We start from the raw sequence: 20,848 nt of genomic DNA, 5'->3' as shown, positions 1-20,848 counted from the left end.
CCTCCGTTTTCTCTTTATCAATACTCTATCTCAATTTCCAATCCGTTCAGCAGATTCACCACTTCCGGAAAAGAGAACCTGGCTCCGTTTAGTTTACATGACCGGATATCCATCTGATACCCGGCAGTTCCCCGCAAGTCCGCTTTTCTCAGGTCACATTTGAAAAATTCTGTTCCCTCAAGCTTACAGCCCTTCATTCTGCTTTCCTGAAGCCGGCAGTCCGCGAACATGGAATCTGAAATCTCATTTCCTGTAAAATCAAACTTTTTCAGATTCATCTCCGAAAATGTATTATACTTCAACCGACAGCCGTAAAATCCCTTTATCGGCTCAGCAAATGCACCGTCCGGCATCAGCTCTTCCCAGTGCACACCAATCAGATTACACCTGTCAAATTCCACATACTGTATCCGGGAATGGGCCTCCGCCTCCAGGCTCATCACTGTACACTTTATAAAACTGCAGCCTGAAAAAGAACAGCTGAGGAGCCTGCAAGACTCAAAGACACAGTTTTCAAATTCACAGTCTGTAAACTTATAACCCTCAAAAATTTCATCGCTTATTTTTAAATCTTTAAATACCTGAGCTTCATAATACTTTTCTTCCATAAGTCGATGCCTCTTTTACTTTCTACTGCTTTAGTTTTCTGTACCTTTAGTGTTCTGTGCCTTTCGCTTTCTGTGCTTTTCGTTTTCTGTGCCCTTAGCGTTCTGTACCTTTTCACTTTCTGTACACTTAGCGTTCTGTACCTTTCGCTTTCTGTACACTTAGCGTTCTGTATTTTGCCATCCTGTACCTTTTCTATCCTGTGCCTTATTACTCTGTCACTTCATCTACATGCTGTCATTCAAAAACAGCGGCATCTCCCATGATACCGCCGCTGTATTCCCTGCCCCTTCACGTACCTGTCCCGAATGTCTTCTGCTGTCCTGCAAAGGATCTGTTGATTCTGAAGAACTTTTCACCGGAATAACAAAAATCCGAATCTGTTTCCTCTCGGAATCAAATTCGGATTTATAAATGCGGGAGATGGGACTTGAACCCACACGATCTTGCGACCACTAGATCCTTAGTCTAGCCTGTCTGCCAGTTCCAGCACTCCCGCTTTTCTCTGTCGCTCTTTGTTATCACTTCCGAACGACAAGTGAAAGTATATCACCAAATTTCGTGTTCGTCAATACCTTTTGCTAAAAAAATCTGAATTTTTTTCTAATTTTTTCCTCTCCCTCAAAAATACGCTCTTTTAAGACACTTTCATCCTCCACACATTCCCGAAAACAGCGCCATTCATCCAGCAGTCCCTGCCCATGCGGAACCAGATAAGCACCTGCGTCGCTGCCCAATGCCATATGTACTCCCAATTCAAATCCCCTTTTGATATTATTCTTTCCCTTCTCATAAATCCTATGCAGCAGTTCATCCGAAAACCTTCCGCACCCAAACATATTGGCCACCACAGTGATCGTTGGCACCCAGACAATATCCGATTCCGCCATCATCTGCAGTGTCTCCTCCGAAACATAATTCCCATGCTCCACACTATCCGCCCCGGCCCTCACCAAATCCGCCACAGGCCCGGCCCCATTCGTATGACACATCACCGCAAACCCCTCTTCATGTGCAATATGCACCATCTCCTTCACTTTCTCAAAAGGAAGCGCCTCCCCCGTAATTCCCCCATCCGTATCAAAATCCATGATTCCCGTAGTCATGATCTTAATAAAATCCCCCCTGTGTGCTTTAACCTCCCTCACAAGCTCCGCATACTCCCTCATATTTTCAAATCCCTTCCCCACAATTCCCCCGTAACACCCTTTCCTGTGTATGGCAAAAATCGGCGTCCGGTAATCAATCCCATACTCCGGCGCAATCTCCCTTGCCCTTTCCGAGACTCCCAGATAGTCCCCTCCATCCCTCACAAACGCAATCCCCTTCTCCCGATACATCTCAAAATGCCTCCGGATCACCCCTTCATCCACCCCATTCAAATGCCTCTTCACAGCCTCTCTGTAATTAACTCCATCCATAAACACATGCGCATGACACTCCCCAAACATCCTCTGCCTCTCGACAAACATCTCCCCTGCCCTTTCTGTCTCCCCAACTCCATTCACATCCTCATCTCTCATAACCCAAACATCCTCCTTCCTCAGCTTCATCCCTATTTCTCTTTTCCCTCACAAACCATCTCAGCTTTCCGGCTACTATCGTCTTAACACAATCCCCCGCCAAAAGCAACCCTCATCCATACTCTCACTTCATCATCACCCGCCTATCACAGAAACTCCAGAAAACCCCGGCCCTTCCAGTGAGTCTGTCTTGCCCTATAAGAGATTACCTGCTATTCCCTTCCAATATCTTAGAATTATAGGCATTTCTGGAGATTCTGACCAGATTCTCTTCCTGCTTTACCTACTATTCATTTCTATCAATTTAGAATTATAGATATTTCTTAAGTTTCTGTCCAACTTTTCTTCCTGCTTTACCTGCTATTCATCTCTATCATCTTAGAATTATAGGTGTTTCTTAAGTTTCTGTCCAACTTTTCTTCCTGCTTTACCTGCTATTCATATCTAACATCTTAGAATTATAGGTATTTCTTAAGTTTCTGTCCAACTTTTCTTCCTGCTTTACCTACTATTCATCTCTATCATCTTAAAATTATAGGTATTTCTTAAGTTTCTGTCCAACTTTTCTTCCTGCTTTACCTGCTATTCATATCTAACATCTTAGAATTATAGGTATTTCTTAAGTTTCTGTCCAACTTTTCTTCCTGCTTTACCTACTATTCATCTCTATCATCTTAAAATTATAGGTATTTCTTAAGTTTCTGACCAATTTTTCTTCTTGCTTTACCTATATTTCAATCCAACATCTTAAAATTATAGGTATCCCTTAAGTTTCTGGCCAGATTTTCTTCTTACTTTACCTACTATTTCAATTCAACATCTTAAAATTATAGGCATTCCTTAATATTCCACCTTTTTCTTTAACCTACCATACATTAACATCATCATTATTTCATTTCACAAAGCCTCCCCACACACATCTCAAATTCCCGCCATCCTCTCACAAGTCCCCGCCATAAATAACCAGGCGCAGGAGAGCGGAAGTGGAAGGGGCCGGCAGGTGGGGTCCCCCGGAAAGGTGTTCCAGAGGAAGCTTAGTCTTACTTAGGAAAAAATGGAGTGCCGGGCAAGGAGACCATTTGGATTACCATCCAAATGGTCAGGGCAGTTGAGCCTTTCAGCCATCAAGGCTGGAAGGCGGTTCTGCCCGGTGCCTTGTCCGGCGCTCCATTTTTTTCTTAGTAAGACTTGCTGACGGCGGCAGCTTTCCGGGGGAACCCACCTGCCGGCCCCTTCCACATCCGCTCTCCTGCGCCGTCCGCCATTTCCCCCGCTATTCCACCCTAATTCCCAGTTCCACCACCTTCTTCTCCCCAGCCAATATCCTCCGAAGCGTCCCATTCTCCTCTTCCCATTTCTGCCCGTCCACATGACAGTTACAAGGCTCCAGTCCCACAACATAATCCCCTGATGCCATGGACTTCCACTGGGTAAAATTCGGCAGCTCCTCTCCTGAAAACTCCACACATATCCCCATTCCAAGCGCAGGATTTTTCACCCGCACACGCGCCTTGCCGTCCTCATCAAAACGAATCTTATGATAAAACACTTCCTCCGGCAGCAGATCCACCGCTTCCCCCACAAGGTTCCACGGACGCTCTGTCTCCTTATCCTCCCCCTTCAGCACCGTTTCCACAGCCGGCACCTCGATTACACTCCCCGCATCCAGCAGCGGATATCCCACATTACAATGATACAACAGCATGAAAGGCTCATCCCCATACCCTTCATTCACATACTCATCATGGATCTTCACCTCACTGCTACCAAGCTCGGCAGAAATCGTCCGCCTCAGCACGATATTCTCCCCGAACAGCGCAGCCTGCCGCATCTCCCCCGAGATCACGATCCGATACACATCCCCGTCCCAAAAAGCATCCGCACACACATGCTCCGCCGGGGTAGAACGCAGATACCCATGCATGGGAAGCGGTGCGTCCGGGTTCAGATCCGGTCTTCCCACATTACTGGTACCACAGGTAAAAAACATGCCCCCCATGATACTTTTCTGCGCCTCAAACCCATTACTGTCAAACCTCTGCCCGTTCATAAGCCCCGGCTTGCTGAGAAAATTAAGATTCACCCCTTTATAGGACATCTCCACAATATCCAGGCACTTATCCGCAGCCACGGTAAAAGCCAGTTCCCCTGCCTTCACCTCATAAGCACGAAGGCCTGCTGCTGCACCCTCCTCAAAAGTCACCTGTCTCACATATGCCATCTGCTGCATACTTCCCATTTTTTTCATCAGATCTCTGTTCATCTTCCGCTCCCTTTCCTTTACAGCAAAAATCCCCGTCATCCGGGGACTTCTGCCTTATCCTGTTACGTTACTGTTCACTGCGTGTCCAGCAGCACGCTTCGCGATGCACAGATATGGAGCATTCCGCTCCATATCGCGCTGGCTGCCTCGGGATTTTGCTTCGCATCGCGCAGCATCCCCTTGAGGAAAACACCTCCCGGGACATTGGCTGTGAATAGTACCTCTGTTACTCCTCTTTTGCCCATCCGTAAGAACATTTCACGGCCCTTTCCCAGCCCTTCATCTTCTTATTCCGCTCTTCCATGGAGATGACCGGCTCAAAAGTCCTCTCAATCTCCCAGTTCTTTACAATCTCATTTTTATCCTTCCAATACCCCACAGCCAGTCCGGCCAGATACGCCGCGCCCATGGCTGTAGTCTCCACACACTGGGGCCTCTTTACCGGAACCTGTACCATATCTGCCTGTGTCTGCATAAGGAAATTGTTGGCGCTGGCACCGCCGTCCACCTTCAGGGAGGCCAGAGGAATGCCGGAATCCGCCTCCATTGCCCGCACCACATCATGTACCTGATAAGCCAGGGATTCCAGCGTGGCACGGATAATATGATATTTGTTCACTCCTCTTGTAAGACCCACAATGATTCCTCTTGCATACTGATCCCAGTAAGGCGCTCCCAGCCCTGTAAACGCAGGAACCACATAACAGCCGTGGGTATCCTTCACCTTCCTTGCCATGTACTCAGAGTCCTCTGCGCTGTCAATGATACGCAGCTCGTCGCGAAGCCACTGGATTGCCGCGCCTGCCACGAAGACAGAGCCCTCCAGGGCATAATTCACCTTTCCGTCCAATCCCCAGGCAATGGTGGTCACAAGCCCGTTTTTGGAAAATACAGGCTTCTCCCCTGTATTCATCAACAGAAAACAACCTGTTCCATACGTATTCTTTGCCTCTCCTTCCAAAAAACAGGTCTGTCCAAACAGCGCGGACTGCTGGTCTCCCGCCGCTCCGGCTATGGGAATCTCCCCGCCGAAAAAGCTTGCATCCGCCATACCGTAGACACAACTGGAAGGCTTCACCTCAGGCAGCATGCACCTGGGAATATCCAGCTCCTTTAAAATTTCCTCATCCCACTCCAGTTTGTTGATATTATACAGAAGGGTTCTGGACGCATTGGAATAATCCGTCACATGGACCGCACCCTTTGTCATCTTCCAGATCAGCCAGGTCTCCACTGTTCCAAAGAGCAGCTCGCCTCTCTCGGCCCGCTCTCTGGCGCCATCCACATGGTCCAGAATCCATTTAACCTTGGTACCTGAAAAATAGGCGTCAATGATCAGGCCTGTCTTCTCCCTGAAAACCTCTGTAAGCCCCTTATCCTTCAGGGAATCACAGTATTCCGAGGTCCTTCTGCACTGCCACACAATGGCATGGTATACCGGCTCGCCTGTATTTTTATCCCAGACGATCGCTGTCTCCCTCTGGTTTGTGATGCCGATACCTGCAATATCCTTTGCCTCCACGCCCACCTTCTGCATGGCTTCCACAGCCACGCCGAGCTGGGTGGACCAGATCTCATTTGCATCGTGCTCCACCCAGCCGGGCTTTGGAAAATACTGTGTGAACTCTTTCTGGGCCACACTGATCATCTCACCCTTTTCGTTGAAAAGAATACACCGGTTGCTTGTCGTTCCTGCGTCCAGGGCCATCATGTACTTTGCCATATGTAAAAATCCTCCATGTTTTCTCTTGCCGGTACTTCCCCAAGAGCGTATCTGAACCTTGTACACTCCAGCACCGGCAGGTGGTATATTTGGGGTTTCACGAACAAAAGCTGTCCAGCCAGAAAGAATTTTTCTCTCTGGCCTGACAGCTCTTTGTCTCAATTCTCCTCGAGCATTTATTTTGCCTTGGGATATTCTGTACAGAGCAGACGGTACGGTGCCTCGTCCTCCTCTATCTCAGGAAATCTGCCGATAGGCTCATAAAAACGGTTGTCATTTTCATCGTCATTGCACATGGAAACTTCGCCTAACAGCACCGGTCCTGTGCCCGGCTCCAGCTCAAAATCATGATACATATACGGATAAACGGTGATGCTCTCACCCGGCTGCAGCTTCACCTGGGTACCTGCCGGCACGGTAAACTCCCTGCCGTCACAGTTGACTGTCACATCCGTGTCAGCGAACCGGCCGTCCTCTGTGGAGTTGTATACACGGATCAGAACGTTGCCGCCCCCTCTGTTGATAATATCCTCCATCTTGTTCCAGTGGAAATGCATGGGAGCCATCTGTCCCTCTTTTATGTACAGCAGTTTCTCCGCATAGGTCTTTGTATACTTATCCATTTTCAGGTTGCCGTTTCTTAAGGTAATGAGGGAGAATCCCACCTCATCAAACCTGCCCAGGCCGTAATCGGTAATGTCCCAGCCCAGCATATTATCACGAATCTCGTCGTACTCGCTGCCTTTTTCCTTCCAGTCTTCCGGTGTAAAATGGCAGAATGGCGGAAGTTTGAAACAGCACTTGTTGACCATCTCCTCCATCTCTTTCAGCGCTGCATTGATTTCTGAACGTTTCATAAATTCTTTATCCTTTCTGTCTCTTATCTGATTCCTATTTTAGCGCTTCCAATGGTATTTTTCAACAACAAAAAAGGATTTTTGCCTTCCCTTTATAATATATTTATCTCACTGCGGAAAGCAAACAGTTTCCAGGTCTTGATCTCCAGCGCGTCAGCCACTTTCAGCAGGGTTTCCACGGAAATCTGTGTGGGCATTTTCGGCGCCTCAATATTGCTGATATGTGTTCTGCTTATGCCCACCATCTGGGCAAGCTGTGCCTGCGTGATTCCTTTCAGTTTTCTGTAATAGGCTATATTGAGCCCCAGTTCCATTAATTGTGCATTAATATCTTCACTCATATCATTCACTCCTTTTCTACTATTTTGTAGAAAAGTGCAGTGCCTATCCATACCTTATTTATGACTATTTTCAGCATTTCAGCACAATTTGACAGTTTGCACACATTTGGCGGTGTTTTGCAGGTCAGACGCGCCTTAGAGGACGCAGATTTTTCATCTTGATAAACAGCGGAACATATTCCAGGATCAGGGCAGAATTTTCCAGACCGTACCATCTGGCGGAGGAGCCGGCCACACGGCGGATGGCATATTTCAGCGAGACAGCCGCCCGCCCTGCCGGTGTAATATCGCTCTCCGGTATGAGCAGTTTCCGGATCAGGCAGAACTGGAAGCTCCCCACTTCCCCGGACCCGTAGATGGAGTATTTCGGCTCCTGAGAGGGAAGTTCATTGCTGTCAATCAGCTCCTCCACGATCTGCCGCAGATACACATTCACCCTCTGGTCCACCTTGAACCCCAGGCGGAGCTGAATCTTGAAAATATAATCCGTTCCGAAATTCTCCACCGTATACTCCCTGGTATACGGCTGGTCCGTGACCTGGATGTTGATAAACCAGTAGGCCCTGGCACGCTTCGGACGGTCCAGAACAGAATACAGAATATCCCGGTCCAGTTCCTCCACCTGTGTCTCCTTGGTAATATAGACAAGGTTATCCGTCTGGATGGGTATGCCGGTATCCGCCCTTAATCTGCCCAGCTGTCCCACAAAGTCACGGACTTTCAGATAGACTGCCTGGGAATTTTCTATGGCAGTCCCCCTGTACCACACCACCATAATCCCAAAAAGGACCGCAGCGATAAACAGCGCCACATAGCCGCCCCTTTTAAACTTACTCAGACTGGAAAGGAAAAATGTCCCCTCCAGCCCTCCGAAAAATAACAGAAACAGCCAGGAACTCCTGTATTTTTTCCTGATCTTGTTCAGGTAAACAAACAAAAGCAGGGTCGTCATCAGCATAGTGAGCGTAATGGCCAGACCGTATGCCGCCTCCATATGGGCACTGGTCCTGAAATAAAGCACCAGCACAGAACAGGAGATCCACAGCACCAGATTGACCAGTGGGATAAAGATCTGCCCCTTGATCATGGATGGGTACACGATCTGCATATGAGGCATCAAATCCAGTCTGCTGGCCTCTGAGACCAGCGTAAAAGACCCTGTCACCAGCGCCTGTGACGCAATGACCGCGGCCATGGTTCCCAGCACAACACCCAGGGGCCGTATCTCTTCAGGCAGCATCTCAAAAAACGGGTTCATATCCGGAATGGCTCCCAGACTCCCGCTGCTTCTGTTTTTCAGCAGCCAGGCCCCCTGTCCCAGATAATTTAAGATCAGGCACATCTTAACAAAAGGCCAGCTTGCATATATATTCTGCCGCCCCACATGCCCCATATCCGAGTAAAGCGCTTCCGCCCCTGTAGTAGCCAGAAATACGCTTCCGAGAATCATAAGTCCCATCCGGTTATCCGGGCTTACCAGTATTTTCACAGCCCACAGAGGATTCAATGCCCGGAGGATTCCCGGGTCCCCCATAATATGAAAGCATCCGGCTGCTGCCAGAAAGAGAAACCACAGGGTCATAACCGGACCGAAGGCCCTTCCGATGGAACTGGTGCCTGCCTTCTGCACCAGAAAAAGGGCAGCGATGATCACAAGGGTTATGACCACGATTTTGTCCTGATCATTTCCCAGCACTTTGTAAACCCACGGAATACTTCTAAGGCCTTCAATGGCTGTGGTGACCGTCACCGCGGGAGTCAGGATTCCGTCCGCCAGAAGCGCGGCCCCTCCTATCATGGCGGGAAATACAAGCCATTTTCCGCATTTTTTCACCAGGCTGTACAGGGCAAAGATACCGCCCTCATTGTGATTGTCCGCCTGCATGGCTATCAGCACGTATTTGACGGTGGTAAGCAGGATAATGGTCCATATGACCAGGGAAAGCGCTCCGTATATGACGTCCTCCCCTGTCCCGGTGATCCCGCCGTTTCCCTCCAGGATGGATTTCATCACATACATGGGGGAAGTCCCGATATCCCCGTAGACCACCCCCACAGAAATTAAAACCGCACCTGCACTGAAGGGTATCCCTGTCTCTCTCTGTGCATCCTTCATCTCAAACACCCTTTCCCTTTATTTCTTCTTTTTCTGCTTATGCTCTTCCCAGCACACCCAAAGAGGGCCTACAATATATACGGAAGAGTAACATCCGCTGATCATCCCCGCCAGAAGCGGCAGAGAAAATACCTGGATGGATTCAATATGGTAAAAAACAGAAAACAGATAAATGATAAACACGCAGGCCACAACGGTAAAGGCTGTATTGACAGACCGCCCCAGCGTCTCCGTGATGCTTCTGTCCACCAGCTTTGCCAGCGTCTCCCCTTTTTCCCTGTCCTTTTGGTTCTCCCGGATCCTGTCATAGAGAACAATGGTGTCATTGATAGAATACCCGATAATGGTCAGGGTCACGGCCACAAAGGCATCATTCACCGGAATCCTGCACACGCCGAACACAAACACCACGATGAGGATATCGTGCAGAAGTGCCGCCACAGCCGAGATCCCCGCCGCAAGCCCGGACATGGAGGAAAACCGTATCCTTATATATATGACGATAAACAGAGCGGAAAGTACAATGGCAATGACGGAATTTTTAAGCGCCTTTGCCCCGATATAAGGCTCCACCGCATACGTTTCAGAGAGCTTATACTCCTGTCCTCCCTCCGCGTTCAGTGTCTTTGTCACCTCCTGCTGTTCCTTAGGTGAAAGCCCCTTATTTCCGGCCAGCGTCACTGCCAGTTTCTGCTGCCCGCTTGCCGGGTCCCGGGTGATCTGCATGTTGGCAGGCCGTTCCAGCACGGTTTCCACCTTCTCCTTCAGCTTTTCCATATCCGCATTTCCTGTAAAGGTATATTTCAGGATAACGCCTCCGGTAAACTGTGTATCCAGCTTCATACCGTTTGCCGCGCTCAGTATGGACCCTGCAAAGAGCACACAGGCGGTAAAAAGGAAGATCCATCTGCGTTTTCCCGAAAAGTCCAGAATCTTTCTCTCCCTTTTTTTGCGGAACATGGACGGGCGTTTGAAAAATTTATACTGCACCACAGAGGTGAGCATGGTTCTGGACATCCACACTCCCGCAAACAGGTTGATCACAACACCGGTAAACAGGGTATATCCAAAGCTCAGCATAGTTCCCGAGCCGAACATCATGAGGATGACAGCCACAGCCGCTGTGGTGATGTTTCCGTCCAGCACAGAGGAAAATGCTCTCTGGTATCCATTTCTGACTGCTGCCTTTACCGATGCCCCGTGCATCAGCTCCTCACTGATCCGCTCACTTATGATAATATTGGCATCCACTGCCATGCCTGCCGAGAGGATCAGCCCCGCAATTCCGGGAAGTGTGATGGTATACTGGGGAACGGAGATAGCCAGCACCTGCAGTGCCATCTGAAACAGCAGCGTGACACAGCTCAGCACGCCGGGCAGCCTGTAGTAAAAGCTCATGAACAGGCATACCAGAACCATGGCCGCTGCCGCCGCTGTCACCATGGATGTTAATGCCCGGTTTCCCAGTGTGGGGCTGATGGTATTGTAATTACTGGTCTTCATGGAAAACGGAAGCGCGCCGGCATTGATCTTGTCGGAGAGCGCCTGGGCCTCTTCCCTGGAACCCATGCCATTAATGACAGCCTCTCCTCCTTCGATCTTCTGCTGCACCACCGGATTGGAAATCCGCGTATCATCCATATAGATACCGATATTCCTGCCCAGATTGTCCTCTGTGGCCTTTGCAAACTTCTCCGTGCCGCGCTTGTCAAAGTGAAGCTCCACCTTATACTCCCTGGTATCCTGGCTCTGCACCACAGAGCTGCCGGCAACATCCCGGCCCTCCACCAGCACTTTGTGGTCTTCATCCTGAAAGGTCAGCTTTGCTGTCTCTCCCAGCTCTGCAATGGCCTCCTCGGGATTAAAGTCCTTTTCATCGGATTTCCACGGAAACCTGACAAGGATTCTGCCCTTCTTTTTTTCCACGGTCACTTCCCGGTCCAGGATGTTTTTTGCATCCAGACGTCCCTCCATGATGTTTCTGGCAGATTCCAGTTCGTCTGCCGTAGGCTTTTTCGTGATGCCCACCGGCTCAAACACAGCCTCCACGCCGCCCCGGATGTCAATGCCGAACCGCATATTCCGGATGCCTTTGATGTCTTCTCCACAGCCGAAAAAGGCAATGAAAAGAAAGACAGCAATGATTCCCAGTGCTATCCATATATGTATTTTTTTATTTTTCATGTTTTCCCTGCTTTCTGTTCTAATTTTACGCGATCAGATAAAAGGGAAACTTCTCTTCTTTCCGTCCTTATACTGGACAATAAAAATCCGTTCCATGGGGGATTGGTTCAGCAGAAAGCTGCGCCTGAAAAAGGCATAGACAGAAGCCTTTGTCTCTCCGGAAAACAGAAAAACAAGGGCACAGGAAAGTAAAAGGGCAGACAGAGGAAGGAGCCTGAGAAAAAGATCCTCCTCTCCCTTATTTTTTCCGAAACAGAGACTTGAAAATGTCTCTTCTTTTTGAAGACCGGCGGACTGCTCTGTATGGACAGTCCGGGTAATGGCAGTCTAACCGGATACGTCTGTCGATCCTGTTCCTGCATCCCTGTTCTCCTGCCTCTGGGAAAAAATAAAAAAGAAGCACAGTACACAAAGAAAAAATGCAATACCATAACAAACACGCTGCATCTTTTTCATGATTTGCTGTCCTCCAGTCCGTAAAGCCTCATATGTTATGAGGAATCTTAGCACAAAGTATGATTTCTGTCAATCATTCCGTCACATTTTTTCGCTGCCTGCATATCCTAAACCAACGAACTGCCATGAGGTTTTACCTATGAACTATTTTCCCATAAAAGCCATGCAGACAGACCACCCGGATGAAGGCCGTCTGAGGATTTCCGTGCTCTCCGCGATCAGGAATACCCCCATTGAAAACGCCACAATAGATATTCTCTACACGGGAGAACCATCCTCTGTTATTGATGAGCTGAAAACGGATGCCAACGGACTGACACCGGAGATCACGCTTCCCGCTCCGCCCCTGGAATACAGTATGGAACCTTCTGAGTACCAGCCCTACGCAGAATACACCTTCCACATTGAAGCCGAGGATTTCGAGCCGCTGGACATTTCCGGCGCGGAGATCCTGCCTGAGGTCACTGCCCTGCAGACCGCAAGGCTCCAGGCCCAGACGCCGGAGAACACCTTTCAGAATATTGTCATTCCGGCCCACACCCTGTTCGGCACATACCCGGAAAAAATACCCGAAGACGAGATCAAACCCATGGACGAATCCGGGGAGATTGTTCTGAGCCGGGTGGTCGTGCCGGAATTTGTGGTGGTACATGACGGCGCCCCCACAGACCCCACTGCCCAGAACTTCTATGTGCGCTACCGGGATTACATTAAAAATGTGGCATCCAGTGAGATCTACGCCACATGGCCCACAGAGACGATCCGCGCCAATGTGCTGGCTATTATGTCCTTTACCCTGAACCGGGTCTACACGGAGTGGTACCGGAATAAAGGCTATGACTTTACCATCACCTCCTCCACTGCCTTTGACCACAAGTGGATGAACGGAAGGAATATCTTTGACAGCATCTCCCGGGTGGTGGATGAGCTGTTCGCTGATTATCTCTCCAGGCCTGGCGTCAGACAGCCCATTCTCACACAATACTGTGACGGACAGCGGGTGACCTGCCCGAACTGGATGACCAAATTGTAATAACCACTAACGACGATATCAATGTCCTGGTCAAAAAACGGTGCCCTGATTTTTCAGCAGGCATCCGGCTCCGCAGCGGGAAATGTGAACAGCTTTCCATAAAAAAGAATCTAAACTTTATCTACTCATTAACAAATGACAAAAGAATACTTAATATCTTCTTCTGCACTGATATGGGAAGCATCTTCCACATCACTGCCCCAGCTGTCAATTCCACCAACGCCTCTCACTGCACCATAGACACATAAAACCGTTCTTCTTGCCGGCGGCAATTCCTCATGGTGTGTTGCGTTTTCTATCTCTTCTGCAGTATAAGGCAGGCAGGAGAATGCAAATGCTTCGTCTGTTCTCTCAATTCGGAGTATCTGTGGGGAAATATCTGCTCTGCTGTTGTCAAGGCTTGTATGTCTTGTAACTTCCACCCAGTCCGTATCCATATGCATTCCACACTCCTGCGGAACAAGGTACGGTGTCAGGCTTAAATCTTTTACCTCATAGATACCTTCCGATGCTCCCGCTTTTCTGTCCGGATAAGTTTCCCCAGACAGACCTTTGTATAAATATTTTTCTGCAAGTGTCGGCATGATAAATCTCATTCCGAATGCCGGAAGCTGCGGCAGACCTTTCACACCAGCGTAATGAACCTCTACATTGATTTTTCCTGTTCCATTTACCGTATAAGTAACTTTTACTGTGGCAGAAGGATTTGTAATTGTTTCGTATGTATATCTCACGACAATCTCATCAGCAGTCACATCTCCACCATAGCAGTTATTGTCAGGAGCATACTGTTTCTGCACTACTCCGTCCATGATAACCTCTACTCCTTTACAGTCCATGAACATATCCGCTGCAAACCAGCTTCCGCTCTTGATATGGAACTTACTTCCTCTGTCATTATCGGTCAATGCTCTCCAGAAGGTCGGCTTCGGACAACGATACAGCCACTCATAGCCATTTTTCACGATGGATTCCAATCCTCCCTGCGCATAGGAAAAGATATAACCAAAACCTTCCCCATGTACGCCAAGTGTATAATCTCCATATACTACTCTTAATTTACTCTTATTTGTATAAACCATAGTAATACCTCACTTCCTGCATTGCTGGCTTTTCCTGACGGTCTGCAAATACGATTCCGTTGCCTGAAAACTCATAGTCTGATGGTCTGTCGTCAAAATCGCCACCGTACCGCAATACTTCTTTTCCTGTCACTGCATCCTTTACCAAGAGAGCCTGATCGATAAAGTCCCAGATAAATCCGCCCTGGTACATTTCATATCTGTCTATGAACTTCATATAAGTACCAAGTCCACCCATGGAATTACCCATGTCATGCATGAACTCGCACAAAAGATACGGTTTTTTCGGGTTATTGCTTAAATATTCTTCCACTTCCGCAGGCTTTGCGTACATTCTGCTCTCTATATCGGAAATCGTATCTTCATACGCCCTGTTGTAGAAGGAGCTTTCATAATGAACCAGACGTCCGTCCTGTTTTTCCTTGAAGTAGGTATTCATGGCTTCAATGTCATCGCCTGCATAAGATTCGTTACCCAAAGACCAGAACAGGATGGAAGTATGATTTTTAAAGGTTTCAAAATTGTTCCTTGCCCTGTCAATCACAGCTTCTATCCACTGAGGGATAGAGCCAGGTACATTGCAGGACGGTTCAATCGCACCGAGCTTCTGGAAAGTTCCGTGGCTTTCCAGATTGGTTTCTGCCATCACATAAACGCCTGCTTCGTCACACAGATAGTACCACGGAATCTGATCCGGATAATGGCAGGTACGCACTGCATTGATGTTGTTTCTCAGCATACAGTTAATATCAGTAACCATTTCTTCCATACCTATACATCTTCCGGTCTTGGCACTCCACTCGTGACAGTTTACGCCGGTAACGACCAGACGCTTTCCATTCAGATACATGACCTTATCGATCATTTCCAGTCTTCTGAAACCAATGTCATACGGAACAACTTCTAATAACTTGCCATTCTCGCTTCTAAGCTCCACAAACGCATGATACAGATACGGACTGTGATTATCCCATGCCTTGATGTTTTCTGCCTCTGCACTTATCTTGCCTGCAAGACTTCCATTATTTTCTTCCAGTACAATGCATTCCTCCAATATCTGCATTCCTTCCCTGTCCTTTAAAACTAAGCGGGCATTTACTTTCTGGCCTTTTGGAGCAGATACCTTCATCGTCACAGATACTTTACCGCTTGCATTGTCCTGATTTAATACCGGATGGAACCATACATCTTCCATATGAATGTCCGGTACTGCTTTTAAGGTAACATTTCTGAAAATTCCAAAAAAACGGAAGAAATCCTGATCCTCCAGAAATGCTGCGGTACTCATCTTGTGTACCTGCACCGCTAGCACATTTCCCTTTTGTCTGATATATGGTGTCAGATCAAATTCAGACGGTGTGAAGCTGTCCTCCGCGTATCCCACAAACTGACCGTTGAGCCATAGGTACATTGCCTGCTCCACGCCTTCAAAGCAGATACGGATTCTGTTGCCTGTCATTTTTTCATTTAAATCAAATCTTTTAATATAAGAGCCTACAGGATTATATTCTGCCTCCGAAAACATTCCCGCTTCATCTGCGGTACTTTCCATGCTGTAAGCTCCTCTGTGGTACTCTTTTCCTTCCCACGGATACATAGTATTGATATAACGGATATTATCATAGCCTGACAGTTCGATATGTCCCGGAACCATGATTTTGTCAAAACCGGATGCATCAAAGTTTTCTTCAAAGAAGTTCTCCGGTCTGCTCCCTACATTCCTGCTGAAAGAAAAATCCCACTGTCCGTTTAAAGACTGTGTAAGACCATTATCTTTCTTTTCCACATCTTCATAATCCGTATAGTAGCCATGGTCGCTGTGTGCGTCCAACTGATTTACCCGGAACACTTCCGGATTGTCCAACCATTTTATGTCAGCGTTCATAATTATCCTCACTTTCCATATTGCCCCTACAGTAAACTTTTTGGACTATCTTGCTATTATTTCTGCACATTTTCTTTTAACTTTTTGTTTGCGCCTTCCACATTTAAACAAGAAAGAATTACTGTAATAATAATATCAAATATGAATGGCAGCCACAGGTACATAAAATACATCATGCTGATACAGCTGGCGGGCTGAACCGCATTATCAAGGTTAATATATCCGCTTACATCAAGCATCCAGCCTGAAAGTGCAATACCAATACCTCCGCCAAGCTTTACACCTAACGAAGTACAAGAAAACATGGAACCGTCAATTCTCTTTCCGCTTTTTAAATATGTATGTTCCGAACACTGTGCAATCACAGCACTCATATCACCCTGCCACGGTCCTTCCCCAAGGGATGTAAGGACTGTGAAAAATAACATCAGCGGAATACTTCCCATATATCCTGCAACTGCTACTATCAGACGGCATACCGTTGCAAACGCATAGCTGTATTTGTTTAACTTATACATTCCTTTCATCTTTGCAACCAGGGCAGGTGTAATTGCAAGTGCAAGGATTAATGGAATATTTATTGCCCATGAGAATACGCCATACAGATTCTTATTCAAAAGCACATAAGTCATAAAATAGATACCAACATTTACCATTGCTGCACGCAGCTGCTGAAGAATGTAGATGATGCAAATCATTGCAAAATATTTATTGCTGAAAAGAAGTTTTACCGTCTGCACAAAGGAAAGCTTATCATCTTCCTCTCCCACTGGACCATCTTCTTTCAGTTCTTCATCTGGAAGCTCCTTAACAGAAAATACAGCAAGTGTATTGGTAATAACGCCCACAATACAGTATATAAATGCAATCGTTCTCCATGCTGCTGCATTGTTACCAAGCATTTCCACTGCTCCGACGGTAATGGACTGAATTACCAGGCTTGTACCAAAGGAAAACATGAAACGGAATGAACCCATCTGCACACGCTCTTTACTGTTCTTTGTTACCAGTGATGTTAATGCTGCATACGCAATATTGTTTGCTGTATAGAATACTGCGTTGAGCAAAGTATATGCGATAAAGAACCATGCGTACTGTGCGGTCTGGCCAATATTGGTAGGAATCGCAAACACTCCAAACAGTGTAATGGCACAACCAAAGAATCCATAAAACATCCATGGTCTTGCCTTACCCATTTTGCTCTTTGTTCGGTCAATCATTGTACCGAAAAATATATCTGTAACACCATCAAATAATTTTGACACTGCAATCAGTGTACCTACAATACCTGCATTTAATCCCACTGTGTTCGTCAAATAAATCATAACAAATGAGGATAAAAATGCGTATATTACATTTCCTGCAATATCTCCTGAGCCATAGCCCACCACATTATACCATTTCAGGTATCTTTTTTCTTCCATCTTATTAATATGTCTCCTTCCAACGTTTCTAGTCATGCCTTTTCTTGCTTGGATATTATAAAAAAATAAAGATATTTTTCCTATATCATAAATTGGACAAAATATGCACAAAATGGTAAAATTACGGTAAGAAAGTAAATAGTATTACAGAATTTTAGCCATTTTCAACATACATTTTTTGAAGCATCAGATAAGGAGGACCAAATGTATACCAACAAGGCATATTTAAACAATTCGCTCATCGATATAAAGGACAAAACCAAGCCCTTAATCGTTACCAGTTGCGGGACATACAAACTCTATACTCGTTCTGTTTTTTATACCTTGCGTCCCAAAGGTCGCATTGATTTTCAATTACTTTATATTGTATCCGGCAAAGCCCATTTTCACTTTAATGGAAAAGAAACGATTGTTCATGCCGGGCATATGGTACTCTACCGCCCGAAAGAACCGCAGCAATACGAGTATTACGCAGAAGATCAGACCGAAGTATACTGGGTTCATTTTACTGGCAGTAATGTTACCAATCTGCTCCGTTCTTATGGACTTACAAACGATAAAAAAGTTTTTTCCTGCGGTTCCAATCTGGAATACCAACAACTTTTTCGTGCGATGATAAACGAATTGCAAATGTGCCGGGACAGCTATCAGGAAATATTAGAAATGTATTTACGACAAATCTTTATCAAATTACAGAGATACTTCAAAACCTCCTTAAAGATAGACAATGCTCATGCTGTTGAAGAAATAGACAAGGCCGCTTCCTTTTTCAACGAACACTACAACGAGCCAATCAACATTGATGAATATGCAAAGGAACATCATGTAAGCACCAGCTGGTTCATCCGCAACTTTAAAGTATGTACGGGTTTACACCTATGCAGTATATTCTTTCCAAGCGAATCTACAATGCAGAGATATTGCTTCAAAATCCCCGCTATAATATTGCTGAAATTTCCCGTATTATTGGTTATGATAATTCTCTTTATTTTAGCCGTATTTTCAAAAAAGCCAAAGGAATGTCTCCTTCTGAATATCGCAAAAATATAAATAGTTAAAAAAGAGGAACGGTTATCAGCAGGCAACAAGCCACGCTGATGAGCGTTCCTTCTTTTGCAATGACGGAAGGAAACCGGAACATTATGCATCCTGAAAGATTTCCTTGGGGGGATCATCAAGGAAATGATGGAAGCTGTGGGTTTCATGGACAAATCGATGTGCCACAAGATATACGTTACTCCACGTATACGGGATTCGTCAGTGCAATCCTACAGTCTTCCAATCCGTAATAGCTTCCGAACAGTTCCGCACGCAGCCATTTTTCCGGTACTCTTACCCTACGAATACAGGAAACACCTGCCGGAAATCGATCCACTTCATTTCCGTCGGCAATCAGGCGAATCTCCCCGGCGCGAACCTGCTTCTTTTCCCAGACACAAGGCAATACATCCGACTGAATCTGTAAATACAGCTCCAGTTCTTTTTCACCCGCCGGAATAATTCCCCCGCAGGGGATCGTTCTTCCTCCCGTAACGGCTTCCATAGTCAGAAGAGGGCCTGCAGTCAGGCAGATGTTTCCACCTCTGACGGCATCCATAACTGCTTTCACTGTCAACTCTTCTTCCGTTCCCACCCAGGTATAGCAGCAGGGAAGGCAGTCATCTTTATGCCAGTCCCGTCCAGTCATGGCAGTGATTCGATAGCCTTCTGACAGAAGTTTATCCCAGAGTCCAAAAGCTCGCAGACTCTGCAGACGGTGGGGCGCATAGTTCCGGCTCCATACCTCTATATAATCGGGCAGAGACCAATCCTTTATCTGAAATGCCCAGTGATATCCGGTATTAATCGGATCGGACAAGGAAAAAGGATGGGCAATGCCCACAATTCCGCCGTTTTTATGAATCGATTGGATGGCCTCGTCTATTTCATTCGGCTTTACGTCTCTCCAGTCCGTATAGCCGTTCTCCTCCAGTACCACCATGTGGCCGTAATAAGTCGTCCACTCCAGTCCGCGAACCGGAAGAATTCCCTGCTCTCTGGCCACTTCAATCAGTTCGGGTGTACCGGAGGCGGTGTTGTGATCTGTGAGGGCCAGCGCCCGGTAGCCATTCATCTTTGCAGCCTGCACCAGTTCCTCCACGGTAAAAGTTCCGTCGCTGTGACAGGTATGCGTGTGAAGCTCAACCGGATACCAACGCATCGGACACCCTCCCTTCAATAATCAGTCTACCTTCACATTTCAACGTGCAGACTGCATGCAGGTGAATCATGCCCTCCCACACTCCTGCCACCCTGGGTGGGCATACAAACCCGGGGGCAGCTTTCATCTTGGTAATCTCATGTACTTGGTTTTTCTGCCAGCAGTGAGCGTTTCCCAGATAACTCCCGTCTTTTGACAGAGAAATCGTGATTAAGTTTTTCAGAGGGCCGATGCTTTCCGGAGAAATCTGGTCATACTCCAAACCTCTTCCATCATAATATCGGCGGACAGCCCTGTCTATCATGGGGAGGCAGGCCTCCGGTTCTGTCAGTGCATCTGGTTCAAAACTGAAAAGAATCCGAATGCTTATAACCTCCTCGGGACACTCAAAAGAAAACCTCACATTGGTTTTTGAATCTTCCGGTTTCCACCGGTAACGCTCTCTGAGAAGAATCATAACGCTTTTCCTTCCCGGCGCAGCATGAGGGCCTCTTTCAGATTTCGGGTAGTGATGTTGCGTATTCCCATTCCCAGCAGCTGGCGGATTCGGACAGGTTCATTGACCGTCCAAGCGGAAATCCCAATCCCATTTTTCTTCATTACAGAAAGAAAGCTTTCATTGAGAAATTTTTCGCAGATATTTACAGTGCTGATTCCGCAATCCCGGCAGGCAGCTACCAGTTTTTCGGCTGTACTCTCCGTGCTGATATCTTTCGGATGGTACGGACCAATATCCCCGCAAATGTCCGGAATACATTCTTCCACATTCCAGTAGACCTCTACCTCCCTCCAGGAGCAGGGTTCCGCCATCCGCAGAGGTCTAACACTTCCGGAATACAGAATCTGTTCCGGGGACAGCCCGCACTCTTCTGCCAGTCTCAATACCGGCAGTTCTAGTCCATATTCTTTTAAATCGCAGTTCATACGCATTTCGGTATGCTTTCTCATAACCGTAAAAACACTCCGGAGACTGACCGCCCCGCCGTCAGTCTCATCATGGGCGATAACCAGGTTATGGTCCTTGTCCCTACGCACATCCAATTCCAGGATATCCGCAGAGGTGGTCAGTACATAATAAACAAATTCCATACTGTTTTCACAGGTTCCGTCTGCACCGGAATGTGCTGTAATCCATGTTATTTCATTCTTCACTTT

General features: G+C 47.0%; 15 protein-coding genes, 1 tRNA gene and 1 pseudogene. 2 read left to right on the top strand and 15 right to left on the bottom strand.

What is annotated here, in order from left to right:
• Nucleotides 1–17: 17 nt before the first annotated feature.
• The 9 genes from LC508_RS02010 to secF form a co-directional block, all read right to left on the bottom strand.
• Entirely contained in the window at nucleotides 18–608 is a 591-nt protein-coding gene (locus tag LC508_RS02010) for a pentapeptide repeat-containing protein (protein ID WP_054352442.1), read from the bottom strand.
• Between the two features lie 413 nt (nucleotides 609–1,021).
• Nucleotides 1,022–1,105: transfer RNA gene (locus LC508_RS02005), tRNA-Leu, on the bottom strand.
• An 82-nt stretch (nucleotides 1,106–1,187) separates the two neighbouring features.
• On the bottom strand, nucleotides 1,188–2,159 hold the full coding sequence (locus LC508_RS02000) for an amidohydrolase family protein (RefSeq protein WP_330425249.1): 972 nt from the start codon (nucleotides 2,157–2,159) through the stop codon (nucleotides 1,188–1,190).
• Between the two features lie 1,243 nt (nucleotides 2,160–3,402).
• The gene (locus LC508_RS01995) at nucleotides 3,403–4,392 is read right to left on the bottom strand and encodes an aldose 1-epimerase family protein (protein WP_054352490.1); all 990 of its coding nucleotides are present in this window, start codon (nucleotides 4,390–4,392) and stop codon (nucleotides 3,403–3,405) included.
• 226 nt (nucleotides 4,393–4,618) lie between these two features.
• Nucleotides 4,619–6,115, bottom strand: a complete 1,497-nt coding sequence (glpK, locus tag LC508_RS01990; protein ID WP_033143412.1) for a glycerol kinase GlpK — start codon at nucleotides 6,113–6,115, stop codon at nucleotides 4,619–4,621.
• Between the two features lie 176 nt (nucleotides 6,116–6,291).
• Nucleotides 6,292–6,972 carry a D-lyxose/D-mannose family sugar isomerase gene (locus tag LC508_RS01985; RefSeq protein WP_033143413.1) on the bottom strand — a complete coding sequence of 227 codons (681 nt, stop codon included), beginning with the start codon at nucleotides 6,970–6,972 and terminating at the stop codon, nucleotides 6,292–6,294.
• 92 nt (nucleotides 6,973–7,064) lie between these two features.
• Nucleotides 7,065–7,313 carry a helix-turn-helix domain-containing protein gene (locus tag LC508_RS01980; RefSeq protein ID WP_033143414.1) on the bottom strand — a complete coding sequence of 83 codons (249 nt, stop codon included), beginning with the start codon at nucleotides 7,311–7,313 and terminating at the stop codon, nucleotides 7,065–7,067.
• Nucleotides 7,314–7,437: 124 nt separating this feature from the next.
• A complete protein-coding gene (locus LC508_RS01975) occupies nucleotides 7,438–9,429 on the bottom strand; it encodes a KUP/HAK/KT family potassium transporter (RefSeq protein ID WP_033143415.1) in 1,992 nt (663 codons plus the stop codon).
• Nucleotides 9,430–9,447: 18 nt separating this feature from the next.
• Complete coding sequence (gene secF / locus LC508_RS01970; protein ID WP_118594138.1) at nucleotides 9,448–11,613, bottom strand: protein translocase subunit SecF; 2,166 nt, start codon at nucleotides 11,611–11,613, stop codon at nucleotides 9,448–9,450.
• Between the two features lie 595 nt (nucleotides 11,614–12,208).
• On the opposite strand from secF, the gene LC508_RS01965 reads away from it, so the two are divergent.
• Nucleotides 12,209–13,102 carry a SpoIID/LytB domain-containing protein gene (locus LC508_RS01965; protein WP_103732979.1) on the top strand — a complete coding sequence of 298 codons (894 nt, stop codon included), beginning with the start codon at nucleotides 12,209–12,211 and terminating at the stop codon, nucleotides 13,100–13,102.
• A gap of 128 nt (nucleotides 13,103–13,230) precedes the next feature.
• On the opposite strand, the gene LC508_RS01960 is transcribed toward LC508_RS01965, so the two are convergent.
• The 3 genes from LC508_RS01960 to LC508_RS01950 are packed head-to-tail and all read right to left on the bottom strand — an operon-like array spanning nucleotide 13,231 to nucleotide 17,493.
• Nucleotides 13,231–14,184, bottom strand: coding sequence for a beta-galactosidase small subunit (locus tag LC508_RS01960; RefSeq protein WP_103732980.1), 954 nt, complete (start codon nucleotides 14,182–14,184; stop codon nucleotides 13,231–13,233).
• Nucleotides 14,168–16,069: a glycoside hydrolase family 2 TIM barrel-domain containing protein gene (locus LC508_RS01955; RefSeq protein WP_054352439.1), complete on the bottom strand. Its 1,902-nt coding sequence runs from the start codon at nucleotides 16,067–16,069 to the stop codon at nucleotides 14,168–14,170. Before LC508_RS01955 ends, LC508_RS01960 begins: the two co-directional genes overlap by 17 nt.
• A 56-nt stretch (nucleotides 16,070–16,125) precedes the next feature.
• Complete coding sequence (locus LC508_RS01950) at nucleotides 16,126–17,493, bottom strand: MFS transporter (protein ID WP_118594137.1); 1,368 nt, start codon at nucleotides 17,491–17,493, stop codon at nucleotides 16,126–16,128.
• 204 nt (nucleotides 17,494–17,697) lie between these two features.
• On the opposite strand from LC508_RS01950, the pseudogene LC508_RS01945 reads away from it, so the two are divergent.
• Nucleotides 17,698–18,551 (top strand): annotated as a pseudogene (locus LC508_RS01945) (helix-turn-helix domain-containing protein).
• A 176-nt stretch (nucleotides 18,552–18,727) separates the two neighbouring features.
• On the opposite strand, the gene LC508_RS01940 reads toward LC508_RS01945, so the two are convergent.
• The 3 genes from LC508_RS01940 to LC508_RS01930 are packed head-to-tail and all read right to left on the bottom strand — an operon-like array spanning nucleotide 18,728 to nucleotide 20,845.
• Nucleotides 18,728–19,693 carry a CehA/McbA family metallohydrolase gene (locus tag LC508_RS01940; RefSeq protein WP_103731350.1) on the bottom strand — a complete coding sequence of 322 codons (966 nt, stop codon included), beginning with the start codon at nucleotides 19,691–19,693 and terminating at the stop codon, nucleotides 18,728–18,730.
• Nucleotides 19,674–20,150 carry a hypothetical protein gene (locus tag LC508_RS01935; protein WP_103731349.1) on the bottom strand — a complete coding sequence of 159 codons (477 nt, stop codon included), beginning with the start codon at nucleotides 20,148–20,150 and terminating at the stop codon, nucleotides 19,674–19,676. Before LC508_RS01935 ends, LC508_RS01940 begins: the two co-directional genes overlap by 20 nt.
• Nucleotides 20,147–20,845, bottom strand: coding sequence for a glycerophosphodiester phosphodiesterase (locus LC508_RS01930; protein WP_054352434.1), 699 nt, complete (start codon nucleotides 20,843–20,845; stop codon nucleotides 20,147–20,149). Before LC508_RS01930 ends, LC508_RS01935 begins: the two co-directional genes overlap by 4 nt.
• Between the last annotated feature and the right edge of the window lie 3 nt (nucleotides 20,846–20,848).

The organism is Blautia parvula, from assembly GCF_020215665.1.
Taxonomy (GTDB): domain Bacteria; phylum Bacillota; class Clostridia; order Lachnospirales; family Lachnospiraceae; genus Blautia; species Blautia celeris.
The sequence above is the reverse complement of the archived record's forward strand: the minus strand, read 5'-3'. Positions and strand labels throughout refer to the sequence as shown.